The 13,635-nt window shown below is 70.7% G+C and carries 19 protein-coding genes; 12 read left to right on the top strand and 7 right to left on the bottom strand.

What is annotated here, in order from left to right:
- Positions 1-22 precede the first annotated feature (22 nt).
- On the top strand, positions 23-811 hold the full coding sequence (locus tag IG04_RS0107450; protein WP_030475802.1) for an SDR family NAD(P)-dependent oxidoreductase: 789 nt from the start codon (positions 23-25) through the stop codon (positions 809-811).
- Positions 812-840: 29 nt separating this feature from the next.
- On the opposite strand, the gene IG04_RS0107445 is transcribed toward IG04_RS0107450, so the two are convergent.
- Positions 841-1,626 carry an ANTAR domain-containing response regulator gene (locus IG04_RS0107445; RefSeq protein ID WP_030475801.1) on the bottom strand — a complete coding sequence of 262 codons (786 nt, stop codon included), beginning with the start codon at positions 1,624-1,626 and terminating at the stop codon, positions 841-843.
- A 195-nt stretch (positions 1,627-1,821) separates the two neighbouring features.
- On the opposite strand from IG04_RS0107445, the gene IG04_RS0107440 reads away from it, so the two are divergent.
- Both IG04_RS0107440 and IG04_RS0107435 read left to right on the top strand, forming a co-directional pair.
- Positions 1,822-2,934 (top strand): DNA alkylation repair protein, encoded by a 1,113-nt coding sequence (locus IG04_RS0107440; RefSeq protein ID WP_030475800.1) that lies wholly within the window; start codon positions 1,822-1,824, stop codon positions 2,932-2,934.
- A gap of 93 nt (positions 2,935-3,027) precedes the next feature.
- Entirely contained in the window at positions 3,028-3,318 is a 291-nt protein-coding gene (locus IG04_RS0107435) for a DUF4342 domain-containing protein (protein ID WP_030475799.1), read from the top strand.
- 110 nt (positions 3,319-3,428) lie between these two features.
- Here IG04_RS0107435 and IG04_RS46335 read toward each other — a convergent pair whose 3' ends face one another.
- A complete protein-coding gene (locus tag IG04_RS46335) occupies positions 3,429-3,605 on the bottom strand; it encodes a hypothetical protein (RefSeq protein ID WP_245815852.1) in 177 nt (58 codons plus the stop codon).
- Positions 3,606-3,718: 113 nt separating this feature from the next.
- Here IG04_RS46335 and IG04_RS42320 point away from each other — a divergent pair, with 113 nt between their 5' ends.
- From IG04_RS42320 to IG04_RS46330, 6 genes are all read left to right on the top strand, one after another.
- Positions 3,719-4,066 (top strand): MarR family winged helix-turn-helix transcriptional regulator, encoded by a 348-nt coding sequence (locus IG04_RS42320; protein ID WP_245815851.1) that lies wholly within the window; start codon positions 3,719-3,721, stop codon positions 4,064-4,066.
- A gap of 342 nt (positions 4,067-4,408) precedes the next feature.
- A complete protein-coding gene (locus tag IG04_RS43785) occupies positions 4,409-4,876 on the top strand; it encodes a DUF6292 family protein (RefSeq protein ID WP_051769164.1) in 468 nt (155 codons plus the stop codon).
- Between the two features lie 203 nt (positions 4,877-5,079).
- The gene (locus IG04_RS42315) at positions 5,080-5,613 is read left to right on the top strand and encodes a DUF5994 family protein (RefSeq protein WP_211257700.1); all 534 of its coding nucleotides are present in this window, start codon (positions 5,080-5,082) and stop codon (positions 5,611-5,613) included.
- Positions 5,610-5,765, top strand: a complete 156-nt coding sequence (locus IG04_RS47115; RefSeq protein WP_169745984.1) for a DUF6307 family protein — start codon at positions 5,610-5,612, stop codon at positions 5,763-5,765. Before IG04_RS42315 ends, IG04_RS47115 begins: the two co-directional genes overlap by 4 nt.
- A 23-nt stretch (positions 5,766-5,788) precedes the next feature.
- Complete coding sequence (locus tag IG04_RS0107405; RefSeq protein ID WP_211257699.1) at positions 5,789-6,631, top strand: transglutaminase-like domain-containing protein; 843 nt, start codon at positions 5,789-5,791, stop codon at positions 6,629-6,631.
- Positions 6,632-6,774: 143 nt separating this feature from the next.
- Positions 6,775-6,942 carry an RGCVC family protein gene (locus IG04_RS46330; protein ID WP_157512878.1) on the top strand — a complete coding sequence of 56 codons (168 nt, stop codon included), beginning with the start codon at positions 6,775-6,777 and terminating at the stop codon, positions 6,940-6,942.
- Positions 6,943-7,018: 76 nt separating this feature from the next.
- Here the strand turns inward: IG04_RS46330 and IG04_RS0107395 are convergent, their stop codons facing one another.
- From IG04_RS0107395 to IG04_RS0107380, 3 genes are all read right to left on the bottom strand, one after another.
- Positions 7,019-7,666 (bottom strand): 3-oxoacid CoA-transferase subunit B, encoded by a 648-nt coding sequence (locus tag IG04_RS0107395; protein WP_030475795.1) that lies wholly within the window; start codon positions 7,664-7,666, stop codon positions 7,019-7,021.
- 1 nt (position 7,667) lies between these two features.
- Entirely contained in the window at positions 7,668-8,447 is a 780-nt protein-coding gene (locus tag IG04_RS0107390) for a CoA transferase subunit A (protein WP_030475794.1), read from the bottom strand.
- Between the two features lie 94 nt (positions 8,448-8,541).
- The gene (locus IG04_RS0107380) at positions 8,542-9,756 is read right to left on the bottom strand and encodes an acetyl-CoA C-acetyltransferase (protein WP_030475793.1); all 1,215 of its coding nucleotides are present in this window, start codon (positions 9,754-9,756) and stop codon (positions 8,542-8,544) included.
- 78 nt (positions 9,757-9,834) lie between these two features.
- Between IG04_RS0107380 and IG04_RS0107375 the strand changes: the two genes are divergently transcribed.
- Positions 9,835-10,737: a LysR substrate-binding domain-containing protein gene (locus IG04_RS0107375; RefSeq protein WP_030475792.1), complete on the top strand. Its 903-nt coding sequence runs from the start codon at positions 9,835-9,837 to the stop codon at positions 10,735-10,737.
- 8 nt (positions 10,738-10,745) lie between these two features.
- On the opposite strand, the gene IG04_RS0107370 is transcribed toward IG04_RS0107375, so the two are convergent.
- The gene (locus IG04_RS0107370; protein WP_030475791.1) at positions 10,746-11,246 is read right to left on the bottom strand and encodes a MarR family winged helix-turn-helix transcriptional regulator; all 501 of its coding nucleotides are present in this window, start codon (positions 11,244-11,246) and stop codon (positions 10,746-10,748) included.
- Between the two features lie 83 nt (positions 11,247-11,329).
- Between IG04_RS0107370 and IG04_RS0107365 the strand changes: the two genes are divergently transcribed.
- Together IG04_RS0107365 and IG04_RS0107360 are read left to right on the top strand one after the other, a co-directional pair.
- Positions 11,330-11,953, top strand: a complete 624-nt coding sequence (locus IG04_RS0107365) for an NADPH-dependent F420 reductase (RefSeq protein ID WP_030475790.1) — start codon at positions 11,330-11,332, stop codon at positions 11,951-11,953.
- Positions 11,954-12,011: 58 nt separating this feature from the next.
- On the top strand, positions 12,012-12,452 hold the full coding sequence (locus IG04_RS0107360) for a hypothetical protein (protein WP_030475789.1): 441 nt from the start codon (positions 12,012-12,014) through the stop codon (positions 12,450-12,452).
- Positions 12,453-12,515: 63 nt separating this feature from the next.
- Here the strand turns inward: IG04_RS0107360 and IG04_RS0107355 are convergent, their stop codons facing one another.
- Positions 12,516-13,631, bottom strand: coding sequence for a glycosyltransferase (locus IG04_RS0107355; protein ID WP_144065135.1), 1,116 nt, complete (start codon positions 13,629-13,631; stop codon positions 12,516-12,518).
- Positions 13,632-13,635 lie beyond the last annotated feature (4 nt).

The following is a 13,635-nucleotide window of genomic DNA, read 5'->3' as shown; positions in this document are numbered from 1 at the left end:
CACGCGCTCTGGAGGAGGATCGGTGAACCCACAGGCAGTCGTGACGGGAGCGTCGAGCGGTATCGGGCTCGAGCTCGCGAAGGTGTTCGCGGACAACGGTTACGATCTGGTGATCGCGGCCGAGGACGACGCGATCGGCACCGTCGGCGGGGAGCTTCGAGGCCGTGGTGTCCAGGTGGACGCCGTGCAGGCCGACCTCTCGTCGTACCAGGGCGTCGAGGAGCTCGTGGCGCGGATCAGGGCGAGCGGGCGGCCGGTCGACGCGCTCGCGGTCAACGCGGGGGTCGGTGTCGGCGGAGACTTCGTCCGCGACACGTCCGTGGACGACAACCTGGAGATCGTCAACCTGAACGTCACGTCCGCCGTGCACCTGACGCACCGCGTGCTCGCGGACATGGTGGACCGCAAGGAAGGGCGCGTGCTGTTCACGTCGTCGATCGCGGCCACCACCCCAGGTCCGTTCCAGACGGTGTACGCGGCGTCGAAGGCGTTCCTCGCCTCGTTCGGGCAGGGCCTGCGCGAGGAGCTGAAGGACACCGGTGTCAGCGTGACCACGCTGATGCCCGGTCCGACGGACACGAACTTCTTCGACCGCGCGGGCATGCAGGACACCAAGGTCGCCCAGTCCGCCAAGGACGATCCGGCGCAGGTCGCGCGCGAGGGTTTCGAGGCGTTGATGAAGGGCAGGGACCACGTCGTCGCCGGCTCGGTGAAGAACAAGGCGCAGGCGCTCGCGGGCCGGGTGCTGCCGGACCCGGTGAAAGCCAAGGCGCACCGCAGGATGTCCGAACCCGGCTCGGCGGAGTCGTAACGCGGCCGACCCTGCTTGGGGCGCCGGGCTCAGCGCGGGACGACGCTGTCGAGCAGGCCCTGCGCGACCTCACGCAGCTTGACGTTCCGTTTCTGGGAGTCCTGCACGAGCATCGCGAAGGCCTCGTCCGCGGTGCACGAATGCACCGCCATGAGCACGCCCTTGGCCTGGTCGATGACCGCGCGTGAGACGAGCGCGGTCTCGAGGTGGGTGATGTGGTCGCGGGAGCGCTGCCACCGGTGGGCGTTGTCGATCGCGGCGCTGGCGGCGGTGGTGAACAGCCGCATCACGCCTTCGTCGAACGGGTCGAACGCCGCGGCGTTGTAGCTGTAGAGGTTGAGGGAACCGATGTGCTTGGCGTCGCTGTGGTCCGCGGCCGGCAGCAGGATCGGCACGGACAGGTAGGCGCGCACGCCGTGCTGCTCGGCGGCCGCGTCGAACTCGGGCCAGCTGTCCCCGTTGTCCCCGACCACGGCGCGCACGGCACGGAGCGTGCGGGCGGCCTCCAGGCACGGACCGCGGTTGGAGCTGTACTGCTTCTCGTCGATCTCGATGAGCGCGGCGACGCTGGCGGCCGCGGTCCTCGGTTGCTGAGGGTTCACGGTGACGGTGACCGCGTCGGCGTCCTGGACCGCTCTCGTGGCGGTCTCGCTGAGCCGCTGCAGCACCTCGTCGAGCGGTTCCTCGCCGGAGAAACCGTCCCGCAGCATCATCAACGCGTCGGTCGCGTCGTCGAGCCGCTCCACCGGGTCCTGCCGCTCGGCTCCGGCGGTGGGTGCGCCGTCCTGGCTCGGTGGGATCGTCAAGTCGCCCATACCGTCGTCCTCTCGCCGGAATCGAGTTCGCGGCGCTGGTCGCTCAACGCGCTCGCAGGGAATGTTAGAGCCTGCGCGATTCGGCGTGCACGCCCGCGGAAAGGCGATAGACCGAACCGGTGACGAGCCGGTGCCGGGTAGCGTTGTCCTGCCTGGCTTCCCACTACTCCGGATCAGTCTCCGGCGGAGAACGACATGCCCTTTGCCGATGAGCTGATCGGTGCTCCTGCCGTTCGTGCCCTCACCGCCGCCCTGCACACCGTGTCACCGGGAGCGCGCCTGCCCCGGCTGAGCGCGGCCGAAACCGCCCTGGCGCCGCTGGCGCTCAGGGAGCGCAGCGACCTCATCCGTGACGCGTTGCTCGCCGACCTGCCGGGCGACTACACCTCGTTCGCACGGACCGTGCGCGCGGCCGCCGGGGTGCCCTCCTTCACCGGATGGCTGATCTGGCCGGTCACCAGTGCCGTCGCCGCGAAGGCGATCGACGAGGGCGGTGTGGACGCGTTCGACGACGCGCTCGCTCTGCTGGCGGAGCTGACACCCCGGCTGACCTCGGAGTTCGCCCTGCGTGCCCTGCTCGGCCAGGATCTCGGGCGGGCACTGGACACGATCTTCCTCTGGACCCGTTCGGAGTCGGCGGACGTGCGCCGGCTCGCCTCGGAGGGCACGCGCCCGCTGCTGCCCTGGGCCGTCCGCGTGCCCGGAATCCTCGCCGGGCCCAAGGCCACGCTGCCGATCCTCGACGCGCTGTACCGGGACGAGAGCGAGTACGTCCGGCGGTCGGTCGCCAACCACCTCAACGACATCAGCCGCCGGGACCCGGAACTCGTCGTCGCGACCGCGAGCGAGTGGATGGCCGCGCCCGACGACAACACCGCACGCGTCGTGCGCCACGGTCTGCGCACGCTCGTCAAACAGGGCCATCCCGGCGCGCTGGAGTTGCTCGGGTTCACCTCCGCGCACCTGGACGTGACCGGTCCGCTGCTCACCTCCGGCACCGTGGTGATCGGGGAGACGCTGTCGTTCACGGGCTCGGTGCGCAACCTCGGCCAGGAGCCCGCGCGGCTGGTGATCGACTACGTCGTGCACCACCTCAAGGCCAACGGCACGCTCACCGGCAAGACCTTCAAGCTCACCACCCGGACCGTCGGGCCCGGTGAGACCTACGAACTCAGCCGGGCGCACTCGTTCCGGGTGCTGACCACGCGCCGCTACCACCCCGGGCGGCACGCCGTCGAGCTGCAGGTCAACGGCGTGCGTTCCGGGCGTGCCGAGTTCACCCTCGTGGCCGTCGCGGATGAGGGATAGATCAGGTGGAGGTCAGGGGGAAACCCTGATGGCAGGGCTTCCGGCCGCAGGCACTCTGGAGTCGTCAAGGACATCCGCAGTGCGAGGAGAATCATGAGCGAATCCAGGCCTGAGTCCACCCGGACCACCGTCGACTCGGTGGTCGACACCGTGCGCGGGCTGGTCAGCGAGGGTTTCAACCGTCGCGTCGTCGTGCGGGACAGCAAGGACGACGTGGTGCTCGAGGTGCCGGTGGCCCTCGGGTTGATCGCGGCGTTCGCCGCTCCGGTCGTCACGACGATCGGTGCCGGTGCCGCGCTGGTCGGCAAGTGCGGGATCTCGCTGGAGAGCCGCGAGCCGTCCGCCGGTCAGTCCGTGACGACGGTCGAGTCCGAGCGGGTGTAGCCGCGGGCGTCCCCGCGAGAGGGCGCACGACCACGACGGGGGACCAGTCGGAGAAGCTGCTGCCGCGCCGCTCGGTGCCGGCGGCGGCGCTCGGCAGGGCGTGACCCCGCTCAGCGCCCGAGACCGGCACCACGGCGCCAGACGGCACGCGTGTTGAGGGTGTCCGAGATCGTGGTGGTGGGGTCTCCGTCGACGAGCAGGAGGTCGGCGCGCAGCCCTTCGGCGACGCGGCCGCGGTTCTTCTCGCCGTCGAAGCCCCTGGCTCCGGTGATGGTGGTCGTGGTCACTCGCCCCAGTCCGGGGCCGGCGACGACGAGGACCTGCTCGACCAGGTCGGGCCCGCACTGTCACGACTGCGCCGCCGCACCTCGGGCGGACGGGGGACCTCACCCGGAACCTCGTGCTGAACCTGGTCCACGAGAGTTCCGGCGAGATGACGGTGGGCGGGCTCGCCGGCGGGATGGGGGTCGCCCAGCCTGTCGCCAGCCGGACCGTGGCCGCCTGCATCGCGGACGGCCTGCTCCGGCGTGCCGCCTCGCAGGCGGACGGCCGCCGGACGGTCCTCGAACTCACCGGCGCGGGCGAGGCCGAACGCCGCCGGTTCGCCTCCGAACAGCGCGAGACCTTCGAGCTCATCACGACCGCGTGGACGGCCGCTGAGCGCGACCAGTTCGCACGATTTCTGATCCGCTACAGCCAGGACAGTTCGAACTGGCCGAGCCGGCGAACTTCGTCCGATTCGGAGTGACCATTGCTCACCGGCAGTCCGGCGTGAATCTCGCTCGTGACGAAAAAACACAACCGGCCTTTGTCGAAAATCGCCTGCTTTTCCGTCACGGCTGATCGGCGTGGGGAGGACCACATCGGCGCTGCGGTGAGGCCGGCTGGGCGGAGCCGCACCCCCGCGCGCCGGCGGCGATGGTCGCGGGCATCTGCCGCAACGACCGCCCGAGAATGTTTCGCCAGTGTTGCGAGCGGTTATAGTGGGAGCGCAGAGTCGTTGATCGGCTCGTCCGCTCGCTTCGGCACCTCCGCGGTCTGTGAGTCCGCCCGTTGTGGCTCCGCAGCGATCTGAGGAACACGGAGTCGCATGGCAGTGACCGCGCCCATCAGTGATGATCGAGTCTCACGCCGCCGGAACGTCGCGCCGGCCGCCACGTCGGAGGGCACCCACCTGCTGGCCGGGGCCCTCGAGCGGTACGTGTGGAAGGTCGCCGAGGCCCTCGGCGTGCCGCGCGAAGGCGCCAGCTTCGAGGTCACCGACACCGCCACGGCCTACATCGCGCTCGGCTGCCGTGCGGTGGCCCATCCGGACCGCGACGTCATGCTCGTCTGGAGCGCGACGCAGGGCTGGGCGGTGTCGATCGAGACCGATCCGGCCGAGCCGCTGATCGTGCTCGGCCGCCTTTCCGGGGACATCGTGCAGGCACCGGAGGCGGTGGCGGGCCTCGTGGCCGAGTCCATGACGCGTCCCGGCGTCCGGCAGCCATCCGTGGCGGGCCCGCCTCCGATGGGGTGGTCGGACCTCGCGGAGTGCATGGAACGCTACGCACCCTGACGCCACACGATTTTCGCCAGAAGATTTCGCGTCGAATGGCGGATCTTCAATTTCCGGAACGGAAATCGTTTTTCGGCGATCATGCCGGAAATGGTGTAGTATCGATTTTGCTGAGAGCATCTCGTACCTGAGCACTCAAGCTCACGTCGCACTCGGTGAAACCTGAACCGGTCCTCCTCAGGACTGGAGACGGGAGTCCCGGCATGACGTCGGCTCCTCACCTTTCCATGGCCCCTCCGGCCGTCACGGCCACCGAGCAGCTTCGGACTCCGCTGCGATTACGGCTGCGGCCGAATGCGCTCTCCACGGGGCATGTCGACGGTGCCTGGTGGCCACGTTCCCGGGACCTCGCCGCCGAACTGCCCGCGCTGCTGACGGTGCTGGCAGTTCGGCTGGGCGAGATCCCGCGGGTGAGCTACAACCTGACCGAGTGGGACACCGCGCCACGCCAGATCGCCGTACGCGGCGTCCGGGTGCGGCTCAACGGGTTCTGGTCCAGGCCCGCGCACACCGTGGACGTCATCGCGGGAGACCGGCGCTGCCTGACCCTGCTCCTCGTCCCGCCCGACACCGAACCTTCCGCCGCCCACCACGCCATGATGTGCGCCGCCCAGCGTCAGAACGCCGACACCGCCGAGGCCCTGCTGCACGGCGCCGTGGCGAGTGAATCCACTGTGGACTTCGTGGAAACCGGCAGCACCCGCATACCCGAACAGACGTTCCGAGGAGCTCGATGACCACACAGACCTACACATCCGCGTATGAGCGCAGGCTCAAGATGGTGCAGGACGTGCTGACCGATCAGGCCCAGCTCGACGGCAAGGCGGCACAGGATCTCGCAGTGCACGTGTTGCGCGCGCTGGACCACATACCGGAGCGGGTGCGTTGAACTCGCGCCACTACGGTAATGGCGTGGCACAGCTGACGTGGGGCACCAGGCTGCTCCGCGTCGGTTGCGCGTTCACCTACCGCGCCGAGGTGCCCACGCCCGCGGTGTTCCTCGTGCGGCCGCTGTGGAGCGCGGACGTGCGGGTGAGTCAGGAGCACATGGACGTGCAGCCGGACGTCCCGATGCGGCACCACCTCGACCTGTACGGCAACCGCAACACCCGCGTCGTGCTTCCCCCCGGTCTGTCCACAGTGCACTACAACGCGTGGGTGGACGTACCGGACAGGACGGAGGACGTGGACGAGACCGTGCCGGAGACGCTGCCCGACGGTCTGCCGGACGACGTGCTGATGTACACGCTGCCGAGCCGGTACTGCGTGTCCGACGTGCTCGGTGACGAGGCCTGGTCGCGGTTCGGTGCCCATCCGCCGGGCTACGGCCGGGTGCGGGAGATCTGCCGGCACGTTCACGAGTCGCTGAGCTTCGGCTACGGCACCTCCACCGCGTTGTCCACCGCGGCCGACGTCAACGCGGCCGGTTTCGGTGTGTGCCGCGACTTCACGCACCTGGCGATCTCGTTCTGCCGCGCGCTCAACATCCCCGCCCGGTACGTCTTCGGCTACCTGCCGGACGTGGACGTGCCGCCCGGCGACGCGGCGATGGACTTCGCGGCGTGGATGGAGGTCTGGCTCGGCGACCGCTGGTGGACCTTCGACCCGCGCAACAACGAGCCCCGCAAGGGCCGCGTCGTCATCGGCAGGGGCCGGGACGCGGCCGACGTCGCCATGGTCACCACGTTCGGCGGCCCGCGGCTGGAGTCCATGGTCGTTCAGGCGGACGAGGATCTGGCGCCGACGTGGCGCTGAGCAGGCTCTGCCCGTGGCGGAGTACGGTGGGGCCACCGAGGGCACGTCGTGCAGCAGCGCCGAGACGAACTCGGCTCCCCGGCCAGGCGTACGCGCTGGCGAATCCGTTCTTCCGTTCCAGCGCCGATCATCGGAGTAACCGCATGCCTGATTCAGGAACCACCGCCCTCGACAACGACGTGACCGCCCTCGACAACGATGCGACCTGCGTGGTGTGTTCTCACCTGTGGCGCGAACACGACTCGCTGGGCGCGCGGTACTGCACCGCGACCACGGTCTCCGCGCTGACGCGAGGATGCATCTGCTCCTGAAAGTGTTGAGCACCAACGGCTTCTGAGCTACGCGGGCAGTCCGGTGCCGGCGCAACGCCGCACAGGCGGAGAGTTGTCAGCCGACGCTGAGCTCTCCGGCCAGCACCGGTGCTCCCGTGCTCGCCACCACGCCCTCGACCGTGCTGCCGGGTGCGAGTTCGACGAGGCGGAAGGCGCCGTCGGCGACGTCGAGCACGGCCAGGTCGGTGATGACGCGGGAGACGACCCCGCGTCCGGTCAGCGGCAGGGTGCACGTGCCGACCAGCTTCGGGTCACCGGCGCGGGATACGTGTTCCATCAGGACGATGACCCGGCGGGCGCCGCTGACGAGGTCCATCGCGCCGCCCATGCCCTTGACCATCGCTCCGGGCACCATCCAGTTGGCGAGGTCGCCGTGCGCGGAGACCTGCATGCCGCCGAGCACCGCGGTGTCGATGTGGCCGCCGCGGATCATCGCGAAGCTGGTGGGGGAGTCGAAGAACGACGCTCCCGGCAGCACGCTGACGGTCTGCTTGCCCGCGTTGATCAGGTCGGGGTCGACCTCGTCGTCGTAGGGGAACGGGCCGACGCCGAGGATGCCGTTCTCCGCGTGCAGCGTCACCGTGGAGCCCGCCGGCAGGTGGCCGGGGATGAGTGTGGGCAGGCCGATGCCGAGGTTGACGTACTCGCCGTCGCGCAGTTCGAGTGCGGCGCGGGCGGCCATCTGGTCGCGGGTCCAGGCCATGTCAGTTCTTCTCCTCCTGGCGGGCGCGGGTGGTGCGCTTCTCGATGTCCTTGCGGGCGGCCTGGTCCGGGGTGAGCGCGACGACGCTCTGCACGAAGACGCCGGGCAGGTGCACGTGGTCCGGGTCGATCTCACCGGCCTCGACGACGCGTTCGGCCTCCACGACGGTGAACCGGCCGGCCATCGCGGCTGCCGGGTTGAAGTTGCGTGCGGCGGCGTGGAAGACGCAGTTCCCCGCCCGGTCGACGACGGCGGCGCGCACGAGCGCCACGTCGGTGACGATGGACTCCTCCAGCACCATCTCCTTGCCGTGGAACGTGCGCACCTCCTTGGGCGGTGAGGCGAGCGCGACGGTGCCGTCCGGGTGGTAGCGCCACGGCAGGCCGCCCTCGGACACCAGCGTGCCGACGCCGGTGGGCGTGTAGAAGGCGCCGACTCCGGAACCTCCTGCGCGGAGCCGTTCGGCGAGTGTCCCTTGTGGAGTGAGCTCCACCGTCAGCTCTCCGGCCAGGTACTGGCGGGCGAACTCCTTGTTCTCGCCGACGTAGGACGCGACGACCCGGCTGATGCGGCGGTGTTCGAGCAGCAACCCGAGACCGGCGCCGTCGACGCCGCAGTTGTTGGACACGATCGTGAGGTCGTCGGCGCCCTGCTCCAGCAACGCCTCGATCAGGAACCACGGGATGCCCGCGAGTCCGAAACCGCCGACCGCGACGCTTGCGCCGGACCGGATGCCCGCCACGGCTTCGGCCGGTCCGCTGACCACCTTGTCCAGGCTCATGAGTGGCTCTCCTTCGTGAGGTGGTCGACGAGCGCCGCCGTGACGACGCCGGGTTGTTCGGCGTTGGCGACGTGGTGCACCTCGGCGACGCTCATCAGCGCACCGCCTCGAAGACCGCGGCGAGCCCCTGACCGCCGCCGATGCACATCGTCTCCAGGCCGTAGCGGCTGCCGCGGCGGCCCATCTCGTGCGCGAGCGTCGCCAGGATCCGTGCCCCGGTCGCCCCGACGGGGTGCCCGAGCGAGATGCCGGAACCGTTGGGGTTGAGCCGCTCGTCCTCCGCGTCGAGCTTCCACTCGCGCAGGCAGGCGAGCACCTGGGCGGCGAACGCCTCGTTGAGCTCGATCACGTCCATGTCGTCGAGGGTGAGTCCCGCCCGGCCGAGCGCGGCGGCCGTGGCCGGGACGGGCCCGATGCCCATGACCTCCGGCCCCACACCGGCCACGGCCCAGGACCTGAGCGCGAGCACGGGGCGCAGGCCGCGCTTCTCGGCTTCGGCGCGGGTGGTGACCACGCACAGTGCGGCACCGTCGTTCTGGCCGCTCGCGTTGCCCGCGGTGACCGTGGACTCCGGGTCGAGCTTCAGCCTGACCGGCCGCAATGCGGCGAGGTCGTCGAGCGTCGTGTCCGGACGGGCGTGCTCGTCGCGGCCGACGACGAGATCAGGTTTGCCGCGGCGGCCGGGCACGGTCACCGGCACGAGCTCGCCGGCGAACCGCCCTGCCTCGTCGGCGGCACCCCAGCGCCGCTGCGACCGCACCGCGAACTCGTCCTGCTCGGCACGCGAGATGCCGTACTCGCGGCGGAGGTTCTCCGCGGTCTCGAGCATGCCGCCCGGCACCGGGTGGAACCGGCCACCGGCCGTCTCCCTGGCCCGGTCGAGGCGGTCGACGAGCTGGACGCCACCGCTGCGAACACCGGTGCGCAGTCCCAGCGCGTAGTGCTCGACCTGCGACATCGACTCGGCGCCACCCGCCACGACGACGTTCGCCGCGCCGGTCGCGACCTGCCCCGCCGCGTAGAGCACGGCCTGCAGCCCGGACCCGCAGCGCCGGTCGATCTGGAGGCCGGGAACACCGGTGCCGAGGCCCGCGTCCAGTGCCGCGATCCGGCCGATCGCCGGCGACTCGCCGTTCGGGTAGCTCTGCCCGAGCACGACGTCGTCGACATCGCCCTCCCGCAGGCCCGTGCGGCGCACCAGCTCCGTGAGCGCGGCGGTGGCGAGGTCGGTGGCGCTCAGGGTCGCGAGGGCCCCGCCGAACCGTCCGACCGGGGTCCGGAGGGGTTCGCAGATCACGACGTCGGTCATGCCGTCGACGCTAGTGCCGGCCGGTTATATACAGAAATACTCATTTGGCGATCGCTGAGACTCTGGGAGTATCGATCGGTGGAACTTCGTCACCTGCGCTACTTCGTCGCGGTCGCCGAGGAACGGCACTTCGGCCGCGCCGCCGCGCGCCTGCACATGGCGCAACCGCCGCTCTCCCAGCAGATCCAGCAGCTGGAGGCCGAGCTCGGGGTGACGTTGCTGCACCGCACCACCCGCAAGGTCGACCTGACCGACGCCGGGGTGGTCTACCTCGAACGCGCCCGAGCCGTGCTGGCCGCGGTCGACGCCGCTGCCGCGGAGGCACGGCGAGTGGCCGACGGACTGCAGGGCCGACTCGTCGTGGGGTGCGTCGGCTCGGCCACCTACAGCCTGGTGCCCGCGTTCGCCCGTGCCCTGCGGGAGGAGCTGCCGGCGGTCGACTTCGTGTTCCGGGGCGAGATGCTGGCACCGGACCAGCTCGAGTCCCTGCTGGCCCGCCGCATCGACCTCGCCCTGCTGCGCCCGCCGGTCGAGGACCCGGCGGTGCGGGTGAGCGCGGTGCGCCGCGACCGGCTCATCGTGGCGTTGCCCGAGGACCACCGGCTCGCGCGGCGAAAGCGGCTGAAGATCGAGGACCTGCGCGAGGAAGACCTGATCGTGCACGCGTCGCGCGGCCGTTCCGTCATGCACGGGATCGTCACGGAGCTGTGCCGCTCGGCCGGGTTCGAGCCCCGGATCCGCCACGAGGTGGCGGAGACCTCGACCCTCGTCACCTTCGTGGCCGCCGGGCTCGGCGTGGCCGTGGTCCCGGAACCCGTGGCAGAGCTCGGCGTGCCCGGCACGACCTACCGTCCGCTGGCCGGGAACCAGGGCGTCGATCTCGTGGCCGCCGTGCGGGCCGACGACGACTCGCCGGTCGTCGCGAGGGCGCTCGGCCTGCTGATCCGGTGGCAGGAAAGGGCGACACCTCGGGCGCGCTGAACCGCGGGTCAGGTCTCCAGCCAGTCCGGCCGGCTGGAGGAAGCGGGGTCGAGCCGGCCGAGGATGCGTTCGTGGGCGGCGTGCAGCTGGCTCAGCTGTGCCGGGTCCAACGGGTCCACGACCAGTTCGCGGACCGCGGTGACGTGACCGGGCGCCGCTCGCTCGACGGCGTCCGTGCCGGCGGCGGTGAGGACCGCGCGGCTGGCCCGGCCGTCGTCGGGATCGGGCTCGCGGCGTAGCAGGCCACGGCCTTCGAGCCGCTTCACGACGTTCGACAGGCGCGACAGCGAGGAACTCGTGAGCTGCGCGAGCCGGCTCAGGCGCAGGGTGTGGCCGGGAACCTCGGAGAGCATCGACAGCACGTGGTACTCGAAGAAGGACAGTCCGGCGTCCCGCTCGAGCTGGGCGTCGAGGGTCGCGGGCAGCCGCGTCAGCACGCGCACCATGTCGAGCCAGGCCAGCCGCTGTTCCGCCGTCAGCCAGCGTGGGTACTCCGAGTCCGGGGTCACCTCCCCAATTTACTTGACGCTTGAACTATTCGCTCCTAGTGTCGTTCGCAGAACGTTCAAATTTGAACTAATTGGAGGTTGTCATGCGTGTTGCGGTCATCGGTGCGGGCAACGTCGGATCCGGGTTCGCCGGTGCTGCCGCCGCCGCGGGACACCAGGTCAGCGTCGCCGCCGCTCACGAGGAGAACGCGGTCAAGGTGGCCGAGCAGGTGGGCGGCACCGCCGCGGCGACCGCCGCGGACGCGTCCCAGGGTGCGGAGGTGGTGGTACTGGCGGTGCCCGCCGGCGTCGCGGCCGACGTGCTGAACGAGATCAAGGGCACGGGCGCGGTGGTCGTGGACGCCACCAACCCGCTCAACGAGACCTACAGCGACCTGACGACCAGCGGGACGAGTCACACCGAACAGCTGGCCGCCGCCGTGCCGGGAGTGAAGCTCGTGAAGGCGTTCAACACGGTCTTCGCCTCCCGGCTGGGTGCCGCGAGCGAGGGCGGCCAGCCGCTGGACGGCTACTACGCCGGTGACGACGAAGGGGCGAAGCAGGTCGTGGCGGAACTGCTGACCTCGCTGGGTTTCCGGCCGATCGACGCGGGCGGACTGCGGATGGCCCGTTCGCTGGAGGAACTGGCTTTCCTGAACATCACCCTCAACGCGCGCAACGGCTGGAGCTGGCAGAGTGGATGGCGCCTGACCGGCCCGACCGGCTGACACGGCGTCGGCACCGGCCGCGTGGGACAGCGCGTGTGGGGCAGGCTAGTTTGCGCAGGTGAGTCAACTCGATGACGTGGCCGAGCGCGACAACTGGCGGTGCTGGGTGTGCGACGAACCGGTCGACCCGGACATGTCGGTGAACGACGCGCGGGGGCCCAGTGTCGACAGCAGGACGGCCGACCGGAAGGCCAAGATCACCGAGCGGCTCGCGCACCGCGGCTGCAACAGCCGCAAGGGCGCGGTCAAGGTCGTCATCGCCTGGCCGGACCATCTGCACGTGGCCGAACCCGCGCCGCTGATCACCGTCGCCGGGCGGCTGGAACGCAAGGGGGGCCGCGAGATGGTGGGTCGCTGTCCGACCAAAAAGGACGCTCACGAGGTGGCGGAGTGGCTGGTGGACCGGTTCTCCCAGCTGGTGCCGGGTCTGCCGGTGACCGCGGCTGTCGAGGCGGGTGGCGGCCAGTTCCTCGTCGTCCTGGCCGCCGGACGCCGCTGACCGGGGATCACCTGGCCATGTGATCAGGACATGTCCCGGAGAACCTGAGTACGCCCGACGGTGTCACGCGTGAACGAACTGCGCGCGCCGGTAGACGAGAACCGTGTCGTTGACGACGCGGGTCCACCCGTACCGCGCTCGTACGCGGTCGGCGCCCGCGATGCCGAAGGCCTCCCGCCTGGTCGAGTTCGCGACCAGTTCGCGCAGGGTGAGCGCGAGCGCGGGCACGTCGCCCGGCGGCACGAGCCGGCCGGTGACGCCGTCGACGACCGCGTCCGCCAGCGCGCCCACAGCCGATGCGACGACCGGCAGGCCGTGCGCCATCGCCTCCAGCGCGAAGACCCCGGCCGGGTCCTGCCGCGGTGTGGTCACCATGAGATCGGCGGAGCGGAGCAACCCGATCACGTCGGCCCGCGTGGCGGCTCCGACCACCGACACGCGGTCCCCGACGCCGAGTTGCACCGCTAACTGCCGCAGGCGGTTCGCCTCCTGGCTGGTCTTGCGGTCGAGCGTCTCGACCGGCGCGGCGATGACGAGCCGGGCGTCGCGCACGTCGGCCATCGCGGCGACCACGGTGTCGAATCCGTGGCCGGACCGCAGTTCGCCGATGCCGAGCAGACTCACCAGGCCGGGACGGCGCTCGGTGGTGCCGGTGATCTCCCGGTCGTCCACGCCGGCGGGCACCACCGTGATCCGGGAGCGGGGCACGCCGATCCGGCACAGACCGGTCACCTGGTCGTTGCTGGTCGCCACGACGCGCCCGGCATGCCGGCAGACCAGCCGCTCGACCCGCTCCCGTTCGGGGTCCGGTTCGTCGTGGGTGTGCACGACGGGGACTTTTTGCTCGCGTGTGGCGAGCAGGGCGGCGAGGCCCGCCATCGTGCCGTGCGTGTGCGCGATGTCCGGAGGACTCTCGTGCCAGTCTCGGTCCAGAAACCGGGCCAGCTCGTTGGTGTAGGACCATGCGGCGTCCTCGGACATCGGACGGGCTTGTCCGAGAGCTACGCGCACAACCTCGTAGCCGTCCTCGGTGCGTTCACGCTCCGCGAGGTGCGCCGCGTCCTTGCGGGTGTACACGACGGCATCGTGCCCACTGCCGACCAACGCTCGCGCGAGCCCGGTGACCGCGGTCCCGCGGGCGGTTCTGCCGGTGCGACTGCTCACCAATGCGATCCGCATGCCC

The sequence above is a fragment of the Lentzea albidocapillata genome (assembly GCF_000719115.1).
In the GTDB taxonomy this organism is placed as follows: Bacteria; Actinomycetota; Actinomycetes; order Mycobacteriales; family Pseudonocardiaceae; genus Lentzea; species Lentzea albidocapillata.
The sequence above is the reverse complement of the archived record's forward strand: the minus strand, read 5'-3'. Positions and strand labels throughout refer to the sequence as shown.

Coding starts and splice junctions, on each gene's coding strand:
- IG04_RS0107445 (WP_030475801.1), bottom strand. CDS start 1,626: ATGGGCGACTTGACGATCCCACCGAGCCAGGACGGCGCACCCACCGCC.
- IG04_RS0107440 (WP_030475800.1), top strand. CDS start 1,822: ATGCCCTTTGCCGATGAGCTGATCGGTGCTCCTGCCGTTCGTGCCCTC.
- IG04_RS0107435 (WP_030475799.1), top strand. CDS start 3,028: ATGAGCGAATCCAGGCCTGAGTCCACCCGGACCACCGTCGACTCGGTG.
- IG04_RS43785 (WP_051769164.1), top strand. CDS start 4,409: ATGGCAGTGACCGCGCCCATCAGTGATGATCGAGTCTCACGCCGCCGG.
- IG04_RS42315 (WP_211257700.1), top strand. CDS start 5,080: ATGACGTCGGCTCCTCACCTTTCCATGGCCCCTCCGGCCGTCACGGCC.
- IG04_RS47115 (WP_169745984.1), top strand. CDS start 5,610: ATGACCACACAGACCTACACATCCGCGTATGAGCGCAGGCTCAAGATG.
- IG04_RS46330 (WP_157512878.1), top strand. CDS start 6,775: ATGCCTGATTCAGGAACCACCGCCCTCGACAACGACGTGACCGCCCTC.
- IG04_RS0107395 (WP_030475795.1), bottom strand. CDS start 7,666: ATGGCCTGGACCCGCGACCAGATGGCCGCCCGCGCCGCACTCGAACTG.
- IG04_RS0107390 (WP_030475794.1), bottom strand. CDS start 8,447: ATGAGCCTGGACAAGGTGGTCAGCGGACCGGCCGAAGCCGTGGCGGGC.
- IG04_RS0107380 (WP_030475793.1), bottom strand. CDS start 9,756: ATGACCGACGTCGTGATCTGCGAACCCCTCCGGACCCCGGTCGGACGG.
- IG04_RS0107365 (WP_030475790.1), top strand. CDS start 11,330: ATGCGTGTTGCGGTCATCGGTGCGGGCAACGTCGGATCCGGGTTCGCC.
- IG04_RS0107355 (WP_144065135.1), bottom strand. CDS start 13,631: ATGCGGATCGCATTGGTGAGCAGTCGCACCGGCAGAACCGCCCGCGGG.